At 62.1% G+C, this 22,194-nt stretch carries 20 protein-coding genes; 12 read left to right on the top strand and 8 right to left on the bottom strand.

The genetic code is table 11. The features are described 5' to 3' along the window. Positions 1–35: 35 nt before the first annotated feature. Both ABWK72_RS00460 and ABWK72_RS00455 read right to left on the bottom strand, forming a co-directional pair. Complete coding sequence (locus ABWK72_RS00460) at positions 36–1,967, bottom strand: DUF262 domain-containing protein (protein ID WP_367872808.1); 1,932 nt, start codon at positions 1,965–1,967, stop codon at positions 36–38. Between the two features lie 26 nt (positions 1,968–1,993). Continuing rightward, on the bottom strand, positions 1,994–3,376 hold the full coding sequence (locus ABWK72_RS00455) for a DUF262 domain-containing protein (RefSeq protein ID WP_367872807.1): 1,383 nt from the start codon (positions 3,374–3,376) through the stop codon (positions 1,994–1,996). A gap of 335 nt (positions 3,377–3,711) precedes the next feature. On the opposite strand from ABWK72_RS00455, the gene ABWK72_RS00450 reads away from it, so the two are divergent. Beyond that, positions 3,712–4,278, top strand: coding sequence for a cytochrome P460 family protein (locus ABWK72_RS00450; RefSeq protein WP_367872806.1), 567 nt, complete (start codon positions 3,712–3,714; stop codon positions 4,276–4,278). On the opposite strand, the gene ABWK72_RS00445 is transcribed toward ABWK72_RS00450, so the two are convergent. Further along, on the bottom strand, positions 4,269–5,381 hold the full coding sequence (locus tag ABWK72_RS00445; protein WP_367872805.1) for a fatty acid desaturase: 1,113 nt from the start codon (positions 5,379–5,381) through the stop codon (positions 4,269–4,271). The two genes, ABWK72_RS00450 and ABWK72_RS00445, sit on opposite strands and share 10 nt — an antisense overlap. A gap of 252 nt (positions 5,382–5,633) precedes the next feature. On the opposite strand from ABWK72_RS00445, the gene paoA reads away from it, so the two are divergent. Genes paoA through paoC form a run of 3 tightly spaced genes read left to right on the top strand, consistent with a single transcriptional unit; the run spans position 5,634 to position 9,511 of the window. Beyond that, positions 5,634–6,293, top strand: coding sequence for an aldehyde dehydrogenase iron-sulfur subunit PaoA (paoA, locus tag ABWK72_RS00440; RefSeq protein ID WP_367872804.1), 660 nt, complete (start codon positions 5,634–5,636; stop codon positions 6,291–6,293). After that, positions 6,290–7,243, top strand: a complete 954-nt coding sequence (locus tag ABWK72_RS00435) for a xanthine dehydrogenase family protein subunit M (RefSeq protein ID WP_367872803.1) — start codon at positions 6,290–6,292, stop codon at positions 7,241–7,243. Before paoA ends, ABWK72_RS00435 begins: the two co-directional genes overlap by 4 nt. Positions 7,244–7,246: 3 nt before the next feature. After that, positions 7,247–9,511, top strand: coding sequence for an aldehyde oxidoreductase molybdenum-binding subunit PaoC (gene paoC / locus ABWK72_RS00430; protein ID WP_367872802.1), 2,265 nt, complete (start codon positions 7,247–7,249; stop codon positions 9,509–9,511). Positions 9,512–9,579: 68 nt separating this feature from the next. Here the strand turns inward: paoC and ABWK72_RS00425 are convergent, their stop codons facing one another. Then, a complete protein-coding gene (locus ABWK72_RS00425; RefSeq protein ID WP_367872801.1) occupies positions 9,580–9,807 on the bottom strand; it encodes a ribbon-helix-helix protein, CopG family in 228 nt (75 codons plus the stop codon). A 123-nt stretch (positions 9,808–9,930) separates the two neighbouring features. Here ABWK72_RS00425 and hisI point away from each other — a divergent pair, with 123 nt between their 5' ends. The 5 genes from hisI (at position 9,931) to ABWK72_RS00400 (ending at position 13,957) form a co-directional block, all read left to right on the top strand. Then, positions 9,931–10,344: a phosphoribosyl-AMP cyclohydrolase gene (gene hisI, locus ABWK72_RS00420; protein WP_367872800.1), complete on the top strand. Its 414-nt coding sequence runs from the start codon at positions 9,931–9,933 to the stop codon at positions 10,342–10,344. A gap of 252 nt (positions 10,345–10,596) precedes the next feature. Next, a complete protein-coding gene (gene rplS / locus ABWK72_RS00415; protein ID WP_367872799.1) occupies positions 10,597–10,947 on the top strand; it encodes a 50S ribosomal protein L19 in 351 nt (116 codons plus the stop codon). 150 nt (positions 10,948–11,097) lie between these two features. Then, positions 11,098–11,988, top strand: coding sequence for a hypothetical protein (locus ABWK72_RS00410; protein ID WP_367872798.1), 891 nt, complete (start codon positions 11,098–11,100; stop codon positions 11,986–11,988). A gap of 44 nt (positions 11,989–12,032) precedes the next feature. Further along, on the top strand, positions 12,033–12,803 hold the full coding sequence (locus ABWK72_RS00405; protein ID WP_367872797.1) for a YdjY domain-containing protein: 771 nt from the start codon (positions 12,033–12,035) through the stop codon (positions 12,801–12,803). Continuing rightward, positions 12,800–13,957, top strand: coding sequence for a hypothetical protein (locus tag ABWK72_RS00400; RefSeq protein ID WP_367872796.1), 1,158 nt, complete (start codon positions 12,800–12,802; stop codon positions 13,955–13,957). The genes ABWK72_RS00405 and ABWK72_RS00400 overlap by 4 nt, the downstream gene beginning before the upstream one ends. A 77-nt stretch (positions 13,958–14,034) precedes the next feature. On the opposite strand, the gene ABWK72_RS00395 is transcribed toward ABWK72_RS00400, so the two are convergent. Beyond that, complete coding sequence (locus ABWK72_RS00395) at positions 14,035–15,297, bottom strand: chloride channel protein (protein ID WP_367872795.1); 1,263 nt, start codon at positions 15,295–15,297, stop codon at positions 14,035–14,037. A 334-nt stretch (positions 15,298–15,631) separates the two neighbouring features. Between ABWK72_RS00395 and ABWK72_RS00390 the strand changes: the two genes are divergently transcribed. Continuing rightward, positions 15,632–16,126, top strand: a complete 495-nt coding sequence (locus ABWK72_RS00390) for a hypothetical protein (protein WP_367872794.1) — start codon at positions 15,632–15,634, stop codon at positions 16,124–16,126. 10 nt (positions 16,127–16,136) lie between these two features. Here the strand turns inward: ABWK72_RS00390 and ABWK72_RS00385 are convergent, their stop codons facing one another. Together ABWK72_RS00385 and mnmA are read right to left on the bottom strand one after the other, a co-directional pair. Then, positions 16,137–17,234, bottom strand: coding sequence for a cellulase family glycosylhydrolase (locus ABWK72_RS00385; protein ID WP_367872793.1), 1,098 nt, complete (start codon positions 17,232–17,234; stop codon positions 16,137–16,139). 538 nt (positions 17,235–17,772) lie between these two features. Next, complete coding sequence (gene mnmA, locus ABWK72_RS00380) at positions 17,773–18,855, bottom strand: tRNA 2-thiouridine(34) synthase MnmA (protein ID WP_367872792.1); 1,083 nt, start codon at positions 18,853–18,855, stop codon at positions 17,773–17,775. Positions 18,856–19,033: 178 nt separating this feature from the next. On the opposite strand from mnmA, the gene ABWK72_RS00375 reads away from it, so the two are divergent. Beyond that, positions 19,034–19,936 (top strand): aldo/keto reductase, encoded by a 903-nt coding sequence (locus ABWK72_RS00375; RefSeq protein ID WP_367872791.1) that lies wholly within the window; start codon positions 19,034–19,036, stop codon positions 19,934–19,936. Positions 19,937–20,100: 164 nt separating this feature from the next. Continuing rightward, positions 20,101–21,279, top strand: coding sequence for a serine hydrolase domain-containing protein (locus ABWK72_RS00370; RefSeq protein WP_367872790.1), 1,179 nt, complete (start codon positions 20,101–20,103; stop codon positions 21,277–21,279). A 256-nt stretch (positions 21,280–21,535) separates the two neighbouring features. Here ABWK72_RS00370 and ABWK72_RS00365 read toward each other — a convergent pair whose 3' ends face one another. After that, a complete protein-coding gene (locus tag ABWK72_RS00365) occupies positions 21,536–22,018 on the bottom strand; it encodes a helix-turn-helix domain-containing protein (protein WP_367872789.1) in 483 nt (160 codons plus the stop codon). Between the last annotated feature and the right edge of the window lie 176 nt (positions 22,019–22,194).

The raw sequence follows: 22,194 nt of genomic DNA, 5'->3' as shown, positions 1-22,194 counted from the left end.
CTCATGCCATCGCAAAGCGTGACACCGTGGATCGATTACCCGGCTCCTTCCTCCAAACTTCGAAGCAGCAATTGCTTCATCCCGCCGTCGTGCCTGAGGATTGCAGCTTCGTTCCAGTCTCCCGCGCCCACCATCAGCGCCTGCTTCAGGCTCTCCACATGGTGCTGCCAGAGTTCCGACTTCGACTTCGGCGTGAAGTTGCTCAGTCGCGAGTTCATGCTGTGGCTGATCAGGCAGAGATTGCCGAAGCAATCGAGCAGCTCCGGTGCCAGCGGCGATACCTTTCCCATCGGCGTCTGGGCATAGAAATGCTCCACCGAGCTGCGGGGGGTGAAGCGGAAGCTCTCCGACTTCTCATCTTTCGAATTCCGGTCGCGCCAGAGCAGGTAGTCCAGATAATTGAAGACGAAATTGTTCCGGATGCCTCGATAGCCGAGCAAGGGGCTGATGCTTTCCTCCGTCACATCCTCTCTCCGTGTCGCGCAGTGGCAGTCGTTCGCGTAGATGATCTTGTTATAATCCAAGGCCACCGGCGCGAGGTGGTTGTCGAACACAAACGCCCGTGCCATCGACTCCAGGTGCTTCAGATAGCTCGCGGCATCGACCTTTTCCGAGCGGGAGAGGTAGTGGAGCGCTCCGTTCAGCCAGTACTTGCGGATCTGCGTCGGCGTGGAGACGTGGAATGCAGACAGTAGCATCAGGATGCGGAGATTGACCGGCTCTTTGCCCTCCTCCTGGCCGAAGGTGTTGACGTAGGACGCGCGGTTTGCGGCATCCCCGTCACCACTCCACTTCAGGCGCTTCAGACTCCAGCCGTCGGATTCTCCAGTGAACTCCCGCTTGAGTATATAGTGGTCGAGCAGGTTTTTGCACCGAAGTAGATCGTAGGCGAACCGTTTCACCCGCTCCAGCTTATCAGGAGCTTTCAGGATCTGCTCCTCGAAAACGGGAAGCAGTTCCTTGTCGTCCAGAGTCACTCCGGCCGTTTCCGCGGAGAGCGAGACCCGCAGCACCTGTAGCAAGAAATTCGGGAAATTGATCACCGCGTTGAAGCGCTCGGGCGGGTCCTCGCCATCCCGGTCGTCGCCGCTGCTGCCGGGCTCCGGGTCACCGATGATCTCGACGAGGGACCGCGGCACCTCCGCCGTGCCATCTCCCGGCACGGAGAGCATCCCACACAGTTCGTCGAAGTCCGCGGGTATGAATTGATCCCACTTCTCGTAGCCAAAAATGGCGCTGCGCTGAGCCGGGCGAAAGCCCATCTGCACATAGCGTTCCATATCCGCACAGGTCTCCCACACCCGGTGGAAGCAGTGCTGGTCCGCCGGCGCACCACCTCCCTCCTCGATCGCTTGCATCATCAGGGATTTCAGCACCTCATGCTTCTCGAGCTGCTCACCCCGGTTGTTCATGATCTCGAAATAGTGATTTAGATCCGTGCCCTCTGGCACCTGAACCCGCATGATCAGAACCTTGTCGAGCAGATAGGCGGCGAAGCGGGATAGCTCTCCGGGATTCCCCAGCTTCTGCGCCAGTATCCGCTGGATCAGATGATAGCCGTTCAGAATCTCCGGATTCACTTCGCCGGTGCCCAGATCTCCCATCGCGCCATTCTCACAGCAGCCCTCGAAAATCCTCGTCAGCGTCTTGCGCGAGTGCTCACGGCACTCGAAGCGGACGCGCGGTCCACTGTAGAGGGAGATATCTCCCACACGCGCGTTCCGCAGGTGCATTCCCAGCAGGGCCAGCGTCGTCAGACGCTGCTGCCCGTCGACCGTCTCAAACACCAGCTTCCCCTCCTCCCGGCGCTCGTAGACCACCAGCGTGCCGATGTAGTAGGGCCGGGCCTTCGGGATGTAGTCGATGATGTCCTCGATCAACTGCCGGATCTCCGGCTCATCCCAGGCATAATTCCTCTGGTACATCGGGATCAGGTATTCTTCCTCGCGATCGAGGAGATCCTTCACCGAAAGTGGCAATATCCCGTCGTCGCTCATAGATATTTCATCTCGCGGAAGAGATCCTCGATGCCTTCGGTCTTCTTCCTCGCCTCGCGCAGCACCGGCAAGTGGCAGCGGATGAAATCTTCCGGCCGGAAGGCGTCCCTCAGGACCACGAAGAGGTTGCCCGTTCCCAGCACGTGTTTGTCCATGCTTTCGGGGCGCACGCTATACAACTTCAGCCGCAAGCCGTAGGCCCAGATGAAGATCTTTCCGATTGCCGCCGAGATTTCCACCGTCCCGAATTTGTCGAGATAGTAGACCAGCAGGCAGTCGAAGATCGCCCGGACATAGCCATCCCCCTTGCGGTGCATGCCGGGATAGTCGTTGATGGTTTCCAGTATTCTCGTGGCGAGTTCCGTGAGCCCGCTCTTGTCCCCGTTTTTCGACTCCGCGGTGATCACCGCAACCTTCTCCAAATAGTGCTCCGTCATTTCGAAGAAGCGCCTGCCGTTGACGATGGTCTGATCGATCTGAAAGGGAAAGGCATGCCCCCTGCCATCGATCCGGCGCTCATACTGGCCGTTGTAATGATCCACGAAGTGGTGGGCAATTCGCAGTTGCCGGACATAGGGATACGGCGCGGTGCGGTCGATGTTCACGCCCTTGAAGAGGCCGATGTCGTCCTTACCGAACTGGCCTGTCGGACGATCCCTCGACCAGTTCCTAATCCGGAACAGGTAATCCGAGAACAACTTCGACAAATCTTTTGCCGTGGTACTCTCCCACTTCGCTACGGTTTGCGCCTTCAGCGCTTCGTCCGCCTTCTCGAACTCCCGCAGGTGATACGCCTTGAGCAGATCGTGCGGATCAAGGTCCTTGCCGCGTGCATTCTGGGAGTCGAAGAACTGGAAGGCTTCCGAGATGTCGTTCAGCGTGAAGATGACCACTTGGCATCTCTCCAGGAAGAAGTCGATCAGATCCTCGCTGAATTCCTTCTCCGAGGCGACCATCCGGGAGATGGTCCGGTAGTTCCGGTGAATGTTCAGCCTCGAAATCTCGCTGGAGAAGTGGTGCGCCGCCATGGTCGCCGCCAGAGCATCGAGACGCTCTTTCAAATCGTTCCGCATGATCTTGTCGCGGCGTGTCTCGATCAGTGCCAACACCGCCAGCATCAGTGTGATGATCCGTTGCTGGCCATCCACGATGTTCCGTGTGCCCTCTTCGCGATGGAAGACGACGGTTCCCAAACGGTACGAGGGCCTCTTCTGGTGGAGAGCGATGTCACTGAACAGCTGTAGCACGTTCTTCTCCGTCCACTTGTAGGGACGCTGGTAGCCAGGGATCTTCAACTCGCGATCCGAGAGCAACCTTTCCACGGAAAGTATCCCCTTTTCGGGGAGGATCGCTGGCGACATTGCTGAACTCGCTTCCATGATCATCGCGTGCCGCGGCAGATAGAGGTTGACCGGTTAATAAGAGATCGAAGTTGAATCATTACGGTCCGGACGCACCGAAGCTGGGACACCGCAAGGACTGGATCAACGAATAAATGACGTAGTTCAACAATGTCACGATAACTTAATAAAATATGGCGCCGGGCCGGCCCTGCTTTGTTTACTTGCCAATCCCACCTTCCCGCCGGGATGCGCGGCAGGTCTTTCCAAGCGGAAAATTGTGGATGCCAAAGGAAAACAAAGCGTCACGACGCCGTCCGGAAACCGAATGCTCAAGAGACTCCCAAGCCCTTGGACCAAACTCAACGCACACCATGAAACGCCACATCCACACTTCCCTCGTCGCCGCCTTGCTGATCGTCCCAAGCGCGCTCATCGCCCAGAAGACAGAAGAGCCGGCTCCGGACTCCAAGCCTGCTGATTCCGACCCAAGCCACGCCAAGATCCCCGATGGCTACCGCGACTGGAGGCTGATCTCCGTGGCCCGTGAGGAAGGCAAGATCGACGACATCCGGGCCGTCCTGGGCAACGATATTGCGATCAAAGCGTATCGGGAAGGGACGCTTCCGTTCCCGGATGGCGCGGTGATTGCCCGGATCGCCTGGAGCCTCGTCCCCTCGGAGGAAAACAACAAAGCCTTCGGTCAGGCCCAGTCCTTCGTGCCTGGCGCGCCGAAGAACGGGGTTCAATTCATGTTCAAGGACGCGAGGAAGTACGCAGCGACCGGTGGCTGGGCCTACGCCCAATTTGGCGAGGCCGATGGCAAGCCGGTCGTGGACGAGGCCAAGCTGTCTGCCTGCTTCACCTGTCACCAGCCGGCCGCGGCCCGTGATTTCATTTTCACCCGATACTCCTTGAGCGGCCTGGCCGGTCAAAAATGACCATGGATTGGACCTCGCTCCGGCTTCAGCGCCATTCTCCGGAGGAAGCGGAAGTGGGAGCGGATCATCGTGAAGATGCTCATCGAGTGATAGCGGACGCCGTGTTCCGCCGCGACCTCGCGGAGAATCGGCGTGAGCTTGCGATAGTGGACATGGGAATGCCCTGGGAAAAGATGATGCATGGCGTGCGCATTCGCCCCGCCGGACAGGAAGCTCGCCAGGAAGCTCTCCGGATTCCAGTCACAGCTCGTCACGAGTTGGTGGACCGCCCAGTTGCTGGGGAGCCGGCCGTCATCGCCAGCTGCGGGAAAGTCGGCCTCGTCGAAGAAGTGCGTGCCGACCAGCAGCATGATGAACATCAGGCTGGCGAGCGCGCCGATCAAGAGATAGCTGCCGAAGATTTTCCAGAAAGGCAGGTCCAGACAGAACCATGGAAGCAGCAGGATGATGGAAAAGTGGAGCGCCTTGTTGACGAGAAAGCTGGTCACAAGCTTCCGTCGGGAAATCCCGGAGCGCATCCACGCATAGTCGCGCGAGAACAGATAGATCCAGTCCCCCCAGAAAACCGAATGCACCAGGGCCAGGCAATAGACGAAGGGTGCAAATACCGCCTGGTGCCTGAAGCGCGGATGCCAGGGATGTTCCGGGCTCATCCTCAGAAAGGGGTTCTTGTCGATATCCTGATCGGAGCCGAGGACGTTCGCATAGACGTGATGCGAGCGGACATGACGCAGCCGCCACAGGGTCGGATCGATGCCCACCGTCAGGAAGCTGAGGTGATGCATCAGATGATCCAGCCGGGGGATCCGGGCGATCGCTCCGTGACTCGCGTCGTGGCCGATGTTGAAACCCAGCAGCAAGCCCGAGGTCCCGAAGACAAAGGCCGCGAGGAGAAGACCGAAACCCTCGAGCCGCCCGGACAGCATCAGGGCGTAGCTGCCATAGGTGCTCGTGAACCAGAACAGGGACTTCGCCCAGAATTCGAAGTTCGGCCCCGGCCTGATGCCCCTTCTCCGCGTGAATTCTTCAACCCTGCGCTGGAGTTCCGCTTGGAACCCCGCATGCGGATCGGCTGCCTTCGATTGGAATTTGAGATTTTGCATGGTGGGCCTCCGGGACGCTTTCCCTTTGATCCATGCCTACCATCAAAGCCGCCGTCCCGGCTCATCGATAAGCTTGAGGATCCATCGATTGAATCGATGGACGATCTTGGCACAACGTGAGAAAAGTTTTTGCAGATCGGATTTGTGGACTAGGGTGGCGGATTCTCTCACTGCGGTCGGAATGTGCCGGCCGGGTGCCACCACCAAAGCACGCTATCCGGATGAAAAGCACACGAGCGGAAGGGGTGAACCATGGATGAATCCGAAAAGTCCGGAGTTCCTCAGGGAGACGTCACGAGACGTCAGTTCCTCATCGCCGGGACCGCTGGTATGGTACTGAGCGGATTGCCCCGTACCGTCTACGGACAATCAAGCACTGCCGCTCACGCGCTCGCCCCGGTTCTCACCAAGGTCTCCTTTACGGTGAACGGGAAAAACCATGAGCTCGAACTCGATACGCGGACCACGCTGCTCGACGCCCTCAGGGAACACCTCAAGCTCACGGGCACGAAGAAAGGCTGCGATCAGGGCCAATGCGGTGCCTGCACCGTGCTCTCGGGCGGACGCCGGATCAATTCATGCCTGACGCTCGCCGTGATGCACCAGGGCGACAGCATCACCACGATTGAAGGACTGGGAACGCCGGACAAGATGCACCCGATGCAGGCCGCTTTCGTGAAATGCGACGGCTACCAATGCGGCTATTGCACGCCCGGCCAGATCTGCTCGGCAGTGGCCGTGCTTGGCGAGATCAAGGCCGGCATTCCGAGCCATGTGACTGCCGATCTCACGGCAGCACCGGAGCTGAACGCGGCGGAGCTCCGCGAGCGCATGAGCGGCAATATCTGCCGTTGCGGTGCCTACTCCAATATCGCCGAGGCAATCACCGAAGTAGCAGGGAGGACCCAATGAGACCGTTTACCTACGAGCGCGTCAGTTCGCCCGCGGAGGCGGCCGCCGCCGCGGCGCGCCACCCCGGTGCCCGGTTCGTGGCGGGCGGGACCAATCTGCTCGACCTGATGAAGCTCGAGATCGAAACACCGGCGCATCTCATCGATGTCAACGGTCTCGCGCTCGACAAGATCGAAGCGACGGACGAAGGCGGCCTGCGCATCGGCGCGCTGGTGCGTAACACCGACCTCGCCGCGGATGAGCGTGTGCGGCGGGACTACGGGGTGCTCGCGCGCGCCCTCGTCGCCGGTGCCTCGGGCCAATTGCGGAACATGGCCACCACCGCGGGCAACCTCCTGCAGCGGACCCGCTGCCCCTATTTCTACGACACCAACCAACCGTGTAACAAACGCGAGCCCGGCAGCGGCTGTGGCGCGATCGGCGGCTTCAGCCGGCCCCTTGCCATTGTCGGCGTGAGTGAGGCCTGCATCGCGACGCATCCGAGCGACATGGCGGTCGCGATGCGCGTGCTCGACGCCACGGTCGAAACGATCAAGCCCGATGGCTCCAAGCGGTCCATCCCGATCGCGGAATTCCACCGCCTGCCGGGCGACACTCCGCACATCGAGACGATGCTGATGCCCGGCGAACTGATCACCGCGGTGACCTTGCCCAAGCCGGTCGGCGGTGTGCAGATCTATCGCAAGGTGCGCGATCGCGCCTCGTTCGCCTTCGCGCTGGTCTCGGTCGCCGCGATCGTGCAGCGCGACGGAACGGGCCGGGTGGCCTTGGGCGGCGTGGCGCACAAGCCATGGCGGGTCGAGGAGGCGGAAGCCGAGATGCCAAAGGGGGCCAAGGCCGTCACTGCCCGCTTGCTGGCGGACGCCAAGCCGACTCCCGAGAACGCCTTCAAACTCAAACTCGTGGAACGCACGCTCGCCGCGGTGCTGGCGGAAGCGAAAGGAGCCTAAGCCATGAAATTCGACACTCCCGCCGCGAACAATCCGATCGACCAGCTCAAAGTGGTCGGCAAGCCCGTCGACCGCATCGATGGTCCATTGAAAACGACCGGCACCGCGCCCTACGCCTACGAGCGACACGACGTGGTGGCGAACCAAGCCTATGGCTATATCGTGGGCTCGGCCATCGCCAAGGGCCGCATCACCTCGATGGACCTCGCCGCCGCCAAGGCCGCTCCCGGCGTGATCGCCATCGTGACCGCCGAAAATGCCGGCAAGCTGGACAAGGGGAATTTCAACACGGCGCGGCTGTTAGGCGGACCCGAGATCCAGCACTACCACCAAGCGATCGCGGTGGTCGTGGCGGAGACATTCGAGCAGGCGCGCGCGGCCGCGAATCTGGTGCGCGTGAAGTATGCGCCGGAGAAGGGAAACTTCGACCTCGCTGCAGTGAAGGACAAGGCCAGCGCCCCCGGCAACATCAACGGTGACGCTCCCGAGAGCAAGGTCGGCGACTTCGCCGGGACCTTCGCCGACGCGGCGGTCCAGCTCGACGCCACGTACACGACGGCGAACGAGTCCCACTCGATGATGGAGCCACACGCGACGATTGCGGCATGGGACGGTGACGAGCTCACGTTCTGGACTTCCAATCAGATGGTTGCCTGGGGCGTGGGCGACATGGCGAAGACGCTGGGCGTGCCGAAGGAAAAGGTCCGCCTCATTTCCCCCTATATCGGCGGCGGCTTCGGCGGGAAGTTGTTCCTGCGTGCGGACGCCTTGATGGCTGCTCTGGGTGCGAAGGCGGCCCGGCGGCCGGTGAAGGTGACCTTGCAGCGTGCCCTGATGCCGAACAACACGACCCATCGTGCGGCCACGATCCAGCGCATCCGGATCGGTGCCACGAAGGACGGGAAGATCACGGCCATCGGCCATGAATGCTGGTCGGGGGATCTGGCGGGTGGCGGCCCCGAGGCCGGGGCAATGCAGACGCGTGCGCTCTACGCCGGGGAGCATCGCATGACGGCGAACCTGCTGGCCGTGCTCGACTTGCCCGAAGCGAACGCGATGCGGGCACCCGGTGAAGCGCCCGGTCTGGCGGCGCTGGAGATCGCGATCGACGAGATGGCGGAGAAGCTCGGCATGGATCCCATCGAATTCCGGATCGCCAATGACACGCAGGTTCTCCCGGACAATCCGCCCAAGCCGGCGGGAAACGATCCGCAGGCCAAGAAGGACGAGGGGAAGCCGGATCCGCATCCGCCATTCTCGAAGCGCCAACTGGTCGAGTGCCTGCGCGAGGGCGGCAAGCGCTTTGGGTGGGAGAAGCGCAACGCCAAGCCGGGCCAGGTGCGCGACGGCAAGTGGCTGATCGGCATGGGGGTCGCCGCGGCATTCCGGAATAACCTGCTGACGAAGTTGGCAGCACGGGTGCGCTTGGACGGGAAGGGCGTTGTGACGGTCGAGACGGACATGACCGACATCGGGACCGGTAGCTACACGATCATCGCCCAGACCGCCGCCGAGATGATGGGCGTGCCGCTGGACAAGGTCGTGGTGCGCCTGGGCGACTCGAGCTTCCCGGTTTCCTGCGGCTCGGGCGGCCAGTGGGGCGGCAACAACTCGACCTCGGGCGTCTATGCCGCCTGCATGAAGCTGCGCGAGGCGGTCGCGAAGAAGGCCGGCTTCGACGCGGGGGACGCCGTCTTCGCCGACGGCAAGGTGAGTTCCGGAAACCGCAGCGTGCCGCTTGGCGAAGCGGCCGGCGCGGAGGACCTCGTCGCGGAAGACCTGATCGAATATGGCGACCTTGATAAGAAGTATCAGCAATCGACCTTCGGAGCCCATTTCGTGGAAGTCGGCGTCGATGCTTTCACAGGCGAGACGCGGGTGCGGCGAATGCTCGCCGTGTGTGCCGCCGGCCGCATCCTCAATCCCAAAACCGCGCGCAGCCAGGTGATCGGAGCCATGACCATGGGCACGGGTGCCGCGCTGATGGAGGAACTCGCGGTGGACAAGCGGCACGGCTTCTTCGTGAACCACGACCTCGCCGGTTATGAAGTGCCGGTGCATGCCGACATCCCGCACCAGGAGGTGATCTTCCTGGAAGAGACGGATCCCATTTCTTCACCCATGAAGGCGAAAGGCGTGGGGGAACTCGGCATCTGTGGTGTCGCGGCTGCGATTGCGAACGCGATCTACAACGCCACCGGCGTGCGGGTGCGCGATTATCCGATCACGCTGGACAAGCTCATCGACGGGCTTCCGGAGATGGAGTGAGCGATTTGGGTAAGCAGGCCGCAACGGAAGCGGTTGCCCCTCTCCAACATCGTCATGGTAGAACCGGCTTAGGTCTCCTTGCGGAAAGCCGCGTCCAGTCTATCCAGAATATCCAAGCCTTGATCCCTTGACCCGCGTGCCACTCTGAGGCGGAAGCGGGTCTCAGCATCAAACTCCGCCAAACCCAGGGTGGAGAACTCCTCCATGAGTTTGTTCAGGCTGATGCCGCGTTGCCGCGCCATTTCGCGCAGGCGGTTGGCCTTCTCGTCAGGAATGCGGATCGTGAGCGTGGTCATGACAATGCTAAGCGTCTTTCCTGGACTTCCTGCGGGGTCACGTTTCATGAGCAGGATGCATCATTGGGAAGTCTGCCACAAGCCGCTCTTGCCCCTTCCTTTCCCTACGTTTACAGCCGCCTCATGAACGCGTTCCCGCCGCCCGGCGACAAGAAGCAGCTCGAGGAGGGCCTCGTCCTAACCCCGAAGTTCGATGCGGACGGTCTGATCCCCGCCATGGCGATCGATGCAACCACCAAGGAGCCCTTGATGCTGGCTTACATGAACGCCGAATCCCTGCAATTGACGCTGGAACTCGGCGAGGCGGTCTACTGGTCTCGCAGCCGCAAGGAGCTGTGGCACAAGGGCAAGACCTCCGGACAGGTGCAGAAAGTCGTGGAAATCCGCACCGACTGCGATCAGGACGCGCTGGTCGTCTACGTCGAGCAAATGGGAGGCGGCTGCTGCCACACCGGGCGCAACGATTGCTTCTACCGCAAGGTGGCCGGGCGGACGGAGGAGGGCGGCGCGCTGCTGGCTTTCAAGGATGAGAAATGAAGGATGCGACCGCGGATCACGAGGATTCCACGGATGAGGAATTCCGCTGTTTTCTCCGCCTCCGATGGCATCTTCTTCGCAAGCATCCGCGGAATCCGCGCGGTCCGCGGTCATTTCCCTCCGGACCCGCTTGAAAATCCGGCGAAATCCGCGAATTTCGCGGTTGCAATCGCCGGGTCGTTCCCCTAGTTCTCCCGCCCCTCGCGCCTCCGGGTGCGATTCATTCACTTTTCCAAAGCAAGGAGGACCGCCATGGACATCATCAAGAAGATCGAGCAAGAGCAGTTGAAAACCGACCTCGTGGATTTCCGCGTCGGTGATTCCGTGAAGGTCCACACCCGCGTGGTGGAAGGCGGCAAGGAGCGCGTCCAGATCTTCGCCGGCATCGTGATCGCCCGCCGCGGCACCAGCGTGAACGCTTCCTTCACCGTCCGGAAGATTTCCTACGGCGAAGGCGTCGAGCGCGTTTTCCCGCTGCACACCCCGCGCATTTCCAAGATCGAAGTGGTCAGCAAGGGCAAGGTCCGCCGCGCCAAGCTGCACTACCTGCGCGAGCGCGTCGGCAAGAAGGCCATGCTCGTCAAGGCCGCACCCAAGAAGTAAGCGGTCCCCCGCCATCATTTTCCAAGAACGCGCCGCGGCTGATGCCCGGCGCGTTTTTTTTCGTGATGACGGCTTGATTGAATCTTGGCGGCGGCGGTGGGATGCCGGATGCTGCGGCACGTGAAGCGGGTTCCGATTCCGATAGTCATCATGCTGAGCCTAGCGGCGGTCGGCATTCCGTGGTGGCTGGGGACCAAGGACATGGATTTCATGACTCCGCCGAGCGAGATCTCGCTGGCGCACCTGCGTGCCCGGACCGCGATCACCCACCGCGAGAAATCCCATCTCTTCTCGATCAACCTCGAGCCGAAAGATACCGCGGCCATCGAGAGCCCGATCCGTGCGGCACCGGCGATCAATCCCGGCGATCCCAACACCCCCGCCCCCTTGAATTCCTACGCCGAGCACGCGGCGGAGGGACCGGTGGCTTACACGGCGCTGGCCGTCCACTTGGAGGAGCAGGGTGCGAATGCCCGGGCGCTGCTGGCCTGGGAACGCGTCCTGGACGTCTGCCGCGCCAGCGAACCGCAGCGCCAAGCCGCACTCGCGGGAATCCAGCGCCTGCGCCCATTGGTCGCACCGTGGAATATCGATCCGGTCGCGGCGAAGCCGCTGGTGCTGGAAGCCACCCTGCCAGCCGGCATTTCCGCGGATGCCTTGGAAGAAATCGTCACCAAGTGCGCCCACGAATTGAGCCGCCATTCCTCCGGTCTGCTGCGCTTCGAGCCGCGGATCGAGCGCCCCGAGCGCAAGAGCACTCCGGCGGCGGTGCTCTCGCTGCAATTGACCGGGGAAGGTGCCGGTGCGGCATCCACCGGCTTCCTCGATTTCCCGCTGGCGACCGATCCGGACCACTTGCGCCGGGAGATCCTGGTGGGAGTTTACAAGCTGATCGCCTCCCAACTCGCGGCGGTCACCGATTTCACACCGCCCGCACCCTTGGCGGATAGCGACCTCCCTTCGGCGGCGCTGGAGGGCCGCATCACCCGGCTCTGCTGGGACGAATTCGGAAAATCGCTGCAGCCCGGAAAATCCCGCTAAGAGAACGCTGGACCTGCCCGTTTCCGGGGAGAAGCTTCGCTAGCATGTCACGCGGAATTCTGTTTCTCCTCGCCACCACCGGCCTGCTCTGCGCGGAGCCGTCCAAGGATGACCGCGCCCCGGTCGAGCCCAAAACCCTGCCCGCGCCCGACCAACCGGTCGCGGAGGCCCAGCCGGCGGTGAAGGAACTCGACGCGGACCGACTCCAACTCGGCGAAATCATTTTCAACCGCAAGACCCGCGAGATCCGCTTCCCCGCCCTGGTCAACATGCGCGACGGCGAGATCCTCGAATACGCCATCGTCCACTCGAAGGGCAAGGTCCACGAGGCCCTGCTAACCACCGAAGTTCCGGCCACCGAACTGAACGTCGCCTTCAAGCTCCTGCGCTACGAGGGATCGCCCGAGTTCTACGCCGAATGGGAGGCCGATGGCGTCCTCTCCAACCGTTTCCCGATCGTCAAGCAGGAGACCAAGGATGCCGCTCGAATCGACATCGGCGTGGAGTGGAAGGAAGAGGAAAAGACCCGCACCGCCAAGATCAACGAGTGGATCTCCCACGGCACCACCGGCGAGCCGATGCCTGCCGATCCATGGGTCTATGGCGGCTCGATGTTTTACAAGGGCAGCTTCCTGGCCGAGTCGACCGGCGACACCGCCGCCATCTTCATCACCAACGCCGCCCTGATCAATTACTCCGGGAAGGACAACAAATCGGACGAAGTCTGGTTTCCTTTCCCCAAGCGAGTGCCCCCGGAAGGCACCCATGTCACCATCGTGATCACTCCGCATAAGAAACCCGCTGCAAAGCCATGAAGTCCGCCATTTGCTTAGCCATCGCCTCCACCCTGGCACTCGCCCAGGGCCAGGAGTCCAAGAACCCGTATCTCTCGCTGCAAGTCGAGATCAAGGAAGCCATCGCCCGCGGCAATGCGTTTCTGGCCAACCAGCAGAAGGAAGCCGGCTACTGGGGCGACAACGAGGAACTGCCCGCCTTCAGCGCGCTGGCCCTGACCGCCGCGGTCCGCGACCCCGCCGTGGATCGCAAGGCCGACCTGCCGCCGCACATCGCCAAGGGCTTCGAATGGCTGATCAAGCAGCAGAAGGAAGACGGCGGCATCTACAACAAGGGCCTCGGCGTCTATAACACCGCCACCGCTGTCACCGCATTCACCGCCACCGAGAAGGAGCGCTACGAACCGATGATCGTGAAGGGCCGCAAGTACCTCATCGGCCAGCAGTGGGACATCGGCCAGAAGAAGGAGACCGACAACAAGAACGACGGCGGCATCGGCTACGGCTCGAAGAACGACCGCTCCGACCTTTCGAATACCTATCTCGCCATCGAGGCGATCGCCCTCTCCGAGAAGGTCATCGAGGACGGCAAGCACGGCGACCAGCCGGACCTCGACTGGAAGGCGGCGATCACCTTCCTCTCCCGCTGCCAGAACCTGCCCGGCACCAATGACCAGCCCTATGCCTCCGATGACGCGCAGAACAAGGGCGGCTTCATCTACGGCCCCGGGGAAAGCAAGGCCGAGCCGGTCCAGCTTCCCGACGGCCGCACCGCGCTGCGCTCCTACGGCTCCATCTCCTACGCCGGCCTGCTCTCGCTGATCTACGCGAAGCTCGGCCCGGACGATCCGCGCGTGATCGCGGTGAAGGAGTGGCTGGGCAAGAATTACACCCTGGCCGAGAACCCCGGTATGGGGGCTCAGGGTCTCTACTACTACTACCAGACGATGTCAAAGGCGCTCTCCGCCGCCGGGATCGCCAAGCTGCAGCTTGCCGATGGCAAGGAAGCCGATTGGCGCACCGATCTGGCGGGAGCAATCATGAGCAAGCAGAAGGCCGACGGTTCCTGGAGCAACGAGAACGCCCGCTGGATGGAAGCCAATCCGGTGCTGGTGACTGCCTACAGCGTGATGTCGCTCGAGCAGGTCTACTACTCGATCCCGAATCCTCCCTGATTTTCCCGTCAATCCCGATCCCCCCCCGAGCCCTTGGAGCGGACCGCGAGGTCCGCTCCTTGCATTTTCAGGGGAATCTACTTCCCCCACCCCGGCTTGCGGATGTGCATCCGCTGCGAGCGATAGATCCCCGCACGACCGCTGCAGAGGAACGCAACCCCGCAAGCGAGACCCATCGGCAGCCCGTAGCGGATGCCGAAAAGCTCGATCCCCATCAGCGCGCACGCCAGCGGCGTATTCGCCGCCCCCGCGAAGACCGCGACGAATCCCAACGCGGCAAATAGCCCGGGCGGCGCGCCCATCACCCCTGCCAGCGCATTGCCCAGCGCGGCACCGATGAAAAACAGTGGCGTCACCTCCCCGCCCTTGAAGCCGGAACTCACCGTCACCGCGGTGAAGACCAGCTTCCACCACCAGGCCCAAGGGTGGATGGCCGGTGAATCAAAAAGCGAGACCAGCGTGACCGCCTGCGGGTCCGGCGACCACACCCCGAGCCCGAGGTAGTCGGCGCTGCCGGTCGCATGGAATAGCGCAATCAGCATCAGCCCGCCAAGCGCAGGCCGCAACCAAGGCTGGCGGATCCGCTTGAAAGCAGCACCCAGGCCGTGGCAAGCCTGCGAGAAAACCAAGGCCATCAGCCCGAACGCCACGGCGGCCAAGGCAATCTTGCCCAGCAGCAGCGGGCTCGTGGCGAATCCCCCGGCCACCCCAGCGATTTCCTGGATGTGATAGTGCGTGTGCCCCGCCCCCCAAGCCCGGCAGGTCCAGTCTCCCAAATAGGCCGCGAAGAGACAGAGCGGCAGGGCCTTCAGCTTCGGGCGCCCGACCACGGCCACCTCCACCGCGAAGACCGCCCCTGCCAGCGGCGTGCCGAAGACCGCGCCGAATCCCGCCGCCACGCCAGCCATCAGCAGCGCGGAAAGCTGCCCGGCCTCCAGCCGGAAATGCCGTGCCACCGCGCTGGCGATGCTTCCGCCCATCTGCACGGCCGTTCCCTCCCTCCCCGCGGAGCCGCCGCAGAGGTGCGTGGCCAAGGTTCCCAGTAGGACCAGCGGGGCCATCCGCCGCGGGACACCGCCGCCCGGATCATGGATCCGGTCGAGGATCAGGTTGTTGCCGCCGTCGGCAGTCCCGCCGTGGCGTTGGTAGAGCCAGGCCACCGCCACGCCCGCCAGCGGCAGCAGGTAGAGCAGCCAGGGATGGTCGAAACGCAGCCGCGTGACCGCCTCCAGGCTCCAGAGGAAGAAGGCACAGGCCGTTCCCGTGGCCGCTGCCATCGGCACCGCCAGCGCCCACTGCTTCGGCGCGAAGGCCGCGCTCTCCTTCGGATTGTCCGGCATCTCGTCTTACCGGGAGAAGGCCGCCTCCCGCCACACCAAGGCAACAACCCGCCGCCACCGCCGTCAAGCCGCCGCCCGCCGGGACGAGCTGTTCTAAACAGGTGTCATGTGTGCATAAATGTTCACATGATAGCTCGAAGTCGTGGATTTATTATCTCAGCTTGACGCACTAGGTGACAGGCAGTGCATGATGCCGCCGTAGCAAGGACCCTCGCCGTCCGCAGCGCCTCCTTTCCCCCTCGCCTGAGTCCGGTCCGCTTCTTCTAACGGACCGTTGGGGAAAGGTCTCGTCGCGAGGCAGCGGCCCGGTCCTCCGGAAGGAGCCCAGCCCGTCATGTCCAGCATCGCCACCTTCTATCTGCTCCGGGAATCGTCCCGGTCCGCCTTCGCTGAAGCCAAGCGCACGGAAAAGACCGTCACCTACAAGCACGGCTTCTTCAAAACCAAGGAAGTCATTACCGGTGATCGCTTCCTGTGGGAGTATCTCGATGAAGCCGCGGAAGAGCGGATCGAATTCCCCCACTCTGGTTTCGTGCTGATCGACTACCTCTTCACCTTTCTCGAAGGAGCCCCGATTCAGACCGACTTCGCCACGGCCGCCATCGATGCGAATTATTACTCGATCCCAGGCACCATGGCGGAACGGGTGGCACGTTTTCTGGAGGACAACCCGCCCGACCACAAGGATCTCGAAACCTTCTCGGACCACCAAGGCGCGCAATCGCCGAAGCAGCACGCGAAGCTGCTGCACGAGACCCACGAGACCCTGAAATCCTGGTTATCCCGCGTAAACGGGGACAAGTTCGGGGTGCTGCAGTTGACGTTCTGAACAGGCCGGATCAGGGCTTGTCTGGCACGGCGGGCAGCGACTTCGAGCGAAAATATTTCAGCCAATCCGCGGTCACGGAGCCGTTCATATTCCCCTTCCTTTCGTTCTCCTCGATCGATTTCCCCCAGTAGAAGCTCACCCACCCGTCGCAGTAACTCCGGGAGCCTTCGATGAAGGCATCGGTTTCCGCGATGCCGCAATGCAGCGGGAAGATCTCTTCCACCACCAGCGGCTTTCCGATCTCGTAGACTTTCAGTGCGGCGAGCGAGTCTTCAAGTTCGCCCTTCTTCGGGTAAAAGTGCACGCTCACGAAGTCCAGGGGGCCGTGAACCTCCGGTGCATAGAAGATCGGCTTCGCGCCTTTGAAAACCTGCGCCCAAGGGATCACGCCTACCGTGATCATGTGGCGCTCATCCACCTTGCGGATCGCCGCGCTCAGCTTCGCGACCCATTGCTGCGCCACCTCCTCGCGGCTGCGGCCGGCCAGATCGAGCGCGATCCGCTGCACGTAGGACTTGCCGTCCAGTTCGCCTGTCAGCCATTCGGTCTCCTTCGCTTCGCCGGGCAGCACCGGCTCGTTCATGAGGCAATAGCAGAAGACCGCCGGGCTATCGCGGCAGACCTTGGCGATCGCCTGCCAGAAGTGTTCCTGCACTTGCCATCGCTCCGCCTCGGGAAGCGCGGCATACCATCCCGGAACCTCCTTCTTGTAGTAGCAGCCGAGCCCGGTCACATCCAGGTAGAGCCCGCTCTGCTCCGCCAGTCTCACGAGCTTTCCCAGGCGCGCCAAGTTCGCCGCGTTTGGTGCTTCCGGACCATCCATGAACTTCGGGAGTTGCAGGTGAATCCTCACCAGATTCGCGCCCAGCGCCTTGATCTCCCCGAAGTCTTCGACCACCGCGGCCCACTCCGCCTCCCAGTAGTCCTCGATCAGCCGGCCTGAGTCGTCGCGATCGTAATTCACGCCCCAGACCACGAAGCGCTCCTTCGTATCCGCCCCGGCGAAGTGATCTCCGTTCGCACGGATCCACTTCAGCGCTTCGACCTCGCCTTGCAAGTGAGCCGCAAGGCAGGCCGCTGCAAACATCGGAAGGAGCCAGGAATTCATCCTCACCACGCTAAATCAACTTGCCGGAACAGGCGAACGATTCCGCGCTTTTCCAGCATGCCAACACCCGCAATCCGCAAGCAAAATATTTCATTCAATTCCATCCGCCTTTCGGTCTGAAATGGTTTGCAAGCAGGCTCCCGAAGCCTAGGATCTCCCCCGACTGCTGTGTTCGTCCGCTCAGGCAGCGTGCCCGGACCGATGTATTAAAACGGGGAGATCAAACCGAGTTCGAAATTACGGCCATGCCTTCTTAGGACGGCCCATCAGAACCGGCACTCCCACTTGTTGAGCAACTGGAACGTGGCTCACAACGCCTAGGACGGCACAGCGGTTTTTCTTGTACGGATGACTCGTCCGGACCGGACAGCCAAGACGCAAGGGCGTGGTTCATCCATTGTCCCGTCTTTCCCCCGCGATCCTCTCCGCGACCTCTGCGCCTCCGCGTTTCGTTCGCTCCAGATTGCCTCAAAAACTTGGCGCTCTTGGCGTCTTGGCGGTTCATTTTTCAAACCCCGCGCGGCCAACCAAGACCAATCTAACGGCTCACCGATTCGAAGACCCCGCCGCCGAGAAGCCGGCCGCCATCGTAGAAAGCGCAGATCTGCCCGGGGGCGACGGCGCGCTGCGGCGTCTGGAAACGCAGGTGGAGCTTGCCGCCCTCGATCGGAGTGATCTGCGCCCGCTCGGCCTTGGCACGGTAGCGCGGCTGGGCATCGAGCCAGCGTGGCGTGTCGAAGTTGACCCCAAGCGTCGAGACGCTGCCGATCACGCACTCTCCAGCGTAGAGCCCGGGGGTTTCGCTTTCGTCCCAGCCGACGATCAGGCGATTCTTTTCCAAGTCCTTGCCGACCACGACGTAGGCCATGCCCTCGCGCGGCGAAGCGACCCCGTGCCCCTTGCGCTGGCCGAGCGTGTAAAGGTGCAGCCCCGGGTGCTCGCCCATCACGCGGCCATTCACATCCACGATCTCGCCGGGCTTGTCCGGGAGGTAGTGGCGGATGAAGTCGCTCATCTTGACCTCGCCGATGAAGCAGATCCCTTGGCTGTCCTTCTTGCCTGCAGTCGGGAGATCGTAGCGGCGCGCGACCTCGCGGACTTCGGGCTTGAGCAATTCACCGGCGGGAAAGAGCGCGTGATCGGCTTGGAAGGCCGTCATCAGGGCCAGGAAGTAGCTCTGGTCCTTGTTCGGATCCGCGCCCCGGAGGATCGCGGAATGGCCGTCGGAGAGCGTGCGCTTACGAGCGTAGTGGCCGGTAGCCACGGCCTCGAAGCCCTGCTCCAAGGCGTAGTCGAGGAAAACGCCAAACTTCATCTCGCGGTTGCACCAGACATCCGGATTCGGGGTGATGCCCTGGCGGTAGCCTTCCACGAGGTAGTCGACGATGCGCTCCTTGTATTGGTCGATGAGATCGACCACGCGGAACTCGATCCCGAGTTTCCGAGCCACCGCCAGGGCGTCATCGAGATCCTGCTCCCACGGGCAATCGCCAGGCAGACCCTCGGCATTGATCCAGTTCTTCATGAAGGCACCCGCCACCTCATGGCCTTGCGCGATCAACAGCGCCGCCGCGGCGGAGCTATCGACCCCGCCGGAGAGGCCCACCAGCACCTTCGACATGCGCCAAGTGAGAAGGGAAAATGCCCAAGTGCCAAGGGGGAGTTCGCGAAGCCCCGATTTCAAATCTCAAATCTCAGATCCCCAATCTCAAATCCGAGATCTCAAATTCTGAGATTTCAGATTCTGAGATTTCAAATTTCAGATTTGAGATTCCTCCTCCCGTGCCATGCTTCCCGACATGACACGACGCGACAGTTTGCGAATCATGGCCGCCGGAGCGGGCTCCACCGCACTTGCAAACGCGGCCGACGCCCCCACCAAAGCCATCAACACCCGTGCGATCCCTTCCAGCGGCGAGAAACTGCCGGTGATCGGCATGGGCACCTGGCAGACCTTCGATGTCCCGCCGGACAAGGCCGCACCGCTCGAGCAGATCCTGCAAGCCTTCGTCGAGCTCGGCGGCAAAGTCCTGGATTCCTCGCCGATGTATGGGAAGTCGGAAGAAGTCGCGGGCGCGATGATCGCGAAATTCGGCCTGCGCCCCAAGCTCTTCGTCGCCACCAAGGTCTGGATCGACGGCAAGGATCAGGGGATTGCCCAGATGAAGGCCTCCATGGAGAAACTCCAGTCCAAGCCGATCGACCTGATGCAGGTCCACAACCTGAAGGACGTCGCCGTCCATCTCGATACCCTCCGCGGCTGGAAGAAGGACGGTCTGGTGCGTTACCTCGGCATCACCCACTACACCGCCAGCCAGCATGGGGCGGTGGAGAAACTACTGGCCGCCGAAGCGCTCGATTTCGTTCAGATCAATTACTCCGTCGGCGAGAGCGATGCCGAAAAGACCCTGCTGCCCATGGCCAAGGACCGTGGCATAGCGGTGATCGCGAACCGGCCCTTCGCGGGCGGGGAACTGCTCAAGGCCCTGCTGGCGAAGCCGCTGCCGGAGTGGGCGAAGGAAATCGAATGCACGAGCTGGCCGCAGCTGCTTCTGAAATTCGTCGTCTCGCACCCCGCCATGACCTGCGCGATCCCCGCGACCTCGAAGATCGCTCACCTCCGCGACAACATGCAGGCCGGCTACGGAACGATGGCGGACGAAGCGATGCGCAAGAAAATCGCGGAGGCCGCCCGCTCCTAAAATAAGCAACCCGGGCACCTGCCTTCTCTCCGCGCTCCCCCTGCTACCTCTGCGCCTCCGCGATTCGTTCGCTCTCCTCCGGCTGTGATCCGTGGCTGCTCCCCCATCAGCAAACCTGACGGAGAGCCTGAAATAAATTTACCGGCGCCCATGTAGATCCCGCCGTGAACCCCTTCTCTCTCGCTCGCACGGCTGGCATCGCCGTGCTAATCCACCTCATCTCCTCCATCCCCGGCAGCGCAGTCCCATCCGAGCCTCCAGCCAGCCCGCAGGTCGCCGCAGCGATGCAGCCCTATCTCGACAGTCACAAACTCGCGGGCATCATCGGCATCGTCGCGGACCGTGAGGGCAAGGTTCGCTACCGGAACATCGCCGGCTACGCCGATGCCGAGGCCAAGAAACCGATCAGCGAAGACAATGTCTTCTGGGTCGCCTCGATGTCGAAGATGTTCGTCGGGGCCTCCATCATGCTGCTCGCGGATGAAGGCAAGATCAGCCTCGACGATCCCGTGGCCAAGTTCATCCCCGAACTCGGCAAGTGGATGGTCGTCACGGAGAAAGACCCGGATCACATCCTGCTCAAGCCCTTGGCCCGCCCGGTCACCATCCGCCACATCCTCAGCCACACCAGCGGCCTCACCGGCCTCTCCGAACTCCAGCAGTTGGCGGGCGCCGACACGACCTCCCTCAAGGCCCGCGCCATCCCTTCCGTCACCGGCCCGCTCCAGGCCCAACCGGGCGAGAAATATGCCTACGGCAACCAAGGCATGAACATCGCCGCCCGCATCGTCGAGATCCTCAGCGGCATGCCCTATGAGCAGTTCCTTCAACAACGCTTCTTCGATCCCCTCGAAATGAAGGAAACCACCTTCTGGCCAAGCGAAGCCCAGATCGCCCGCCTCGCCAATGCCTACGGCCCGAACAAGGACGGCTCCGCCTGCGTCCGCGGCAGCGTCGGCTTCCTCACCCCGCCCTTCAGCGACCGCGCGCATCGCTTCCCGGAAGCCGGAGGCGGCCTCTTCTCCACCACTCATGACATCCTTCGCTACGGCATGATGCTCGCGAACAACGGCGAACTCGCCGGCAAGCGCTACCTCTCCCCCGCCGCCATGGATGAACTGCGCAAGGAACAAACCGGCACCACCAAGCTGAACTACAGCCTCGGCTATCATCTCCGCAACGGCATGTTCGGCCACGACGGAGCCTACGGCACCGACCTCTCCGTCAACCCGAAGACCGGCATGATCGCCATCTTCATGGTCCAATGCACCAGCGGCGACCAATGGAAGGCCCGGGATCAGTTCCTCCAAGCGGCCACGGAAGCGTTCAGCAAACCGGAGTAGCGGTCTCCACGGCCCCTCTTCCCGAAGCGGATAAGCGGTCGGGAAAAACCGACCAAAATGGACGAAGCGAAAAAAATCCGGAAGAGAATCGGGCCCAGCCGCCTCCCATTTTGACCTACTGTGCTGATTTGATCCAATTGTTAATCAAAATGACATATTGGATTCATCGGGACAACGCCTCGATGAGAAACACTCCATCTCGCAGCGCGCGATCAAATAGACGCCTAACAGATACCCTGCATTTTCTCCCTCTGGTCTATTTCAAACGCCGGCCCGACCTCTTCGCATCGGACTTTTTTGCGACCGGTCTGCTCGCGGACGAGCGAGCATTGCAGTTCCAGCGATAGAGGTAGTCCTGCACGGTTCGGCGCGGCATCGCGATTTTGAAACGCTGTAGCACCAGAGCCATGACGGCGCGGGATTCCCATCGCTTGAAGGGCAGGCCGAACTGCTGTGGATCCTTCTCACGGATCCATTTTTGAATCCGCATTTCTTGTTGTGAATCAAGGACTCGCTTCTGCCCATGTCGTCGACCCCGGCTTACGGCCTTCAGGGAATTGATGCCGTGCTGACGCGCCTTCCGGGACCAATTGCCGACCGCTGACCGGGAGACCCCGAAAATCTCGGCAACCTCTTTGATGGTCTTGCCCGCGAGGACGGATTTCGCCGCCTTGATACGGATGACTTCCTGGGTCGCAGCGTCGTGCCTGGGCGCTTGGCGGGGACCGTGGTCGGGCATGCGAGGCGGAGAAGCAGGCGGGTTGCCAGCCATCCACTATTTGCCCGCTGGAATAGGAATGCATGTACCTAGCAAAAGGAGAACAAGCGCCTTTCATGCCTTTTGCGGTTCTTGATAGATCAAACTCATCCCGCCGCGCCATTCGCGGGGACGCGCTGGCACACCCTGCGCTCTTT

Origin of the sequence: Luteolibacter sp. Populi (assembly GCF_040801775.1) — a bacterium.
Lineage (GTDB): Bacteria > Verrucomicrobiota > Verrucomicrobiia > Verrucomicrobiales > Akkermansiaceae > Haloferula.
Note: the sequence above shows the minus strand (reverse complement) of the source record. Positions and strands in the feature narration are given on the sequence as shown.

What these genes read in the sequence shown, in the direction of transcription:
- ABWK72_RS00455 (WP_367872807.1), bottom strand. Translation starts at nt 3,376, where the DNA reads ATGGAAGCGAGTTCAGCAATGTCGCCAGCGATCCTCCCCGAAAAGGGG.
- ABWK72_RS00450 (WP_367872806.1), top strand. Translation starts at nt 3,712, where the DNA reads ATGAAACGCCACATCCACACTTCCCTCGTCGCCGCCTTGCTGATCGTC.
- ABWK72_RS00445 (WP_367872805.1), bottom strand. Translation starts at nt 5,381, where the DNA reads ATGCAAAATCTCAAATTCCAATCGAAGGCAGCCGATCCGCATGCGGGG.
- paoA (WP_367872804.1), top strand. Translation starts at nt 5,634, where the DNA reads ATGGATGAATCCGAAAAGTCCGGAGTTCCTCAGGGAGACGTCACGAGA.
- ABWK72_RS00435 (WP_367872803.1), top strand. Translation starts at nt 6,290, where the DNA reads ATGAGACCGTTTACCTACGAGCGCGTCAGTTCGCCCGCGGAGGCGGCC.
- paoC (WP_367872802.1), top strand. Translation starts at nt 7,247, where the DNA reads ATGAAATTCGACACTCCCGCCGCGAACAATCCGATCGACCAGCTCAAA.
- ABWK72_RS00425 (WP_367872801.1), bottom strand. Translation starts at nt 9,807, where the DNA reads ATGACCACGCTCACGATCCGCATTCCTGACGAGAAGGCCAACCGCCTG.
- hisI (WP_367872800.1), top strand. Translation starts at nt 9,931, where the DNA reads ATGAACGCGTTCCCGCCGCCCGGCGACAAGAAGCAGCTCGAGGAGGGC.
- rplS (WP_367872799.1), top strand. Translation starts at nt 10,597, where the DNA reads ATGGACATCATCAAGAAGATCGAGCAAGAGCAGTTGAAAACCGACCTC.
- ABWK72_RS00410 (WP_367872798.1), top strand. Translation starts at nt 11,098, where the DNA reads ATGCTGAGCCTAGCGGCGGTCGGCATTCCGTGGTGGCTGGGGACCAAG.
- ABWK72_RS00405 (WP_367872797.1), top strand. Translation starts at nt 12,033, where the DNA reads ATGTCACGCGGAATTCTGTTTCTCCTCGCCACCACCGGCCTGCTCTGC.
- ABWK72_RS00400 (WP_367872796.1), top strand. Translation starts at nt 12,800, where the DNA reads ATGAAGTCCGCCATTTGCTTAGCCATCGCCTCCACCCTGGCACTCGCC.
- ABWK72_RS00395 (WP_367872795.1), bottom strand. Translation starts at nt 15,297, where the DNA reads ATGCCGGACAATCCGAAGGAGAGCGCGGCCTTCGCGCCGAAGCAGTGG.
- ABWK72_RS00390 (WP_367872794.1), top strand. Translation starts at nt 15,632, where the DNA reads ATGTCCAGCATCGCCACCTTCTATCTGCTCCGGGAATCGTCCCGGTCC.
- ABWK72_RS00385 (WP_367872793.1), bottom strand. Translation starts at nt 17,234, where the DNA reads ATGAATTCCTGGCTCCTTCCGATGTTTGCAGCGGCCTGCCTTGCGGCT.
- mnmA (WP_367872792.1), bottom strand. Translation starts at nt 18,855, where the DNA reads ATGTCGAAGGTGCTGGTGGGCCTCTCCGGCGGGGTCGATAGCTCCGCC.
- ABWK72_RS00375 (WP_367872791.1), top strand. Translation starts at nt 19,034, where the DNA reads ATGACACGACGCGACAGTTTGCGAATCATGGCCGCCGGAGCGGGCTCC.
- ABWK72_RS00365 (WP_367872789.1), bottom strand. Translation starts at nt 22,018, where the DNA reads ATGCCCGACCACGGTCCCCGCCAAGCGCCCAGGCACGACGCTGCGACC.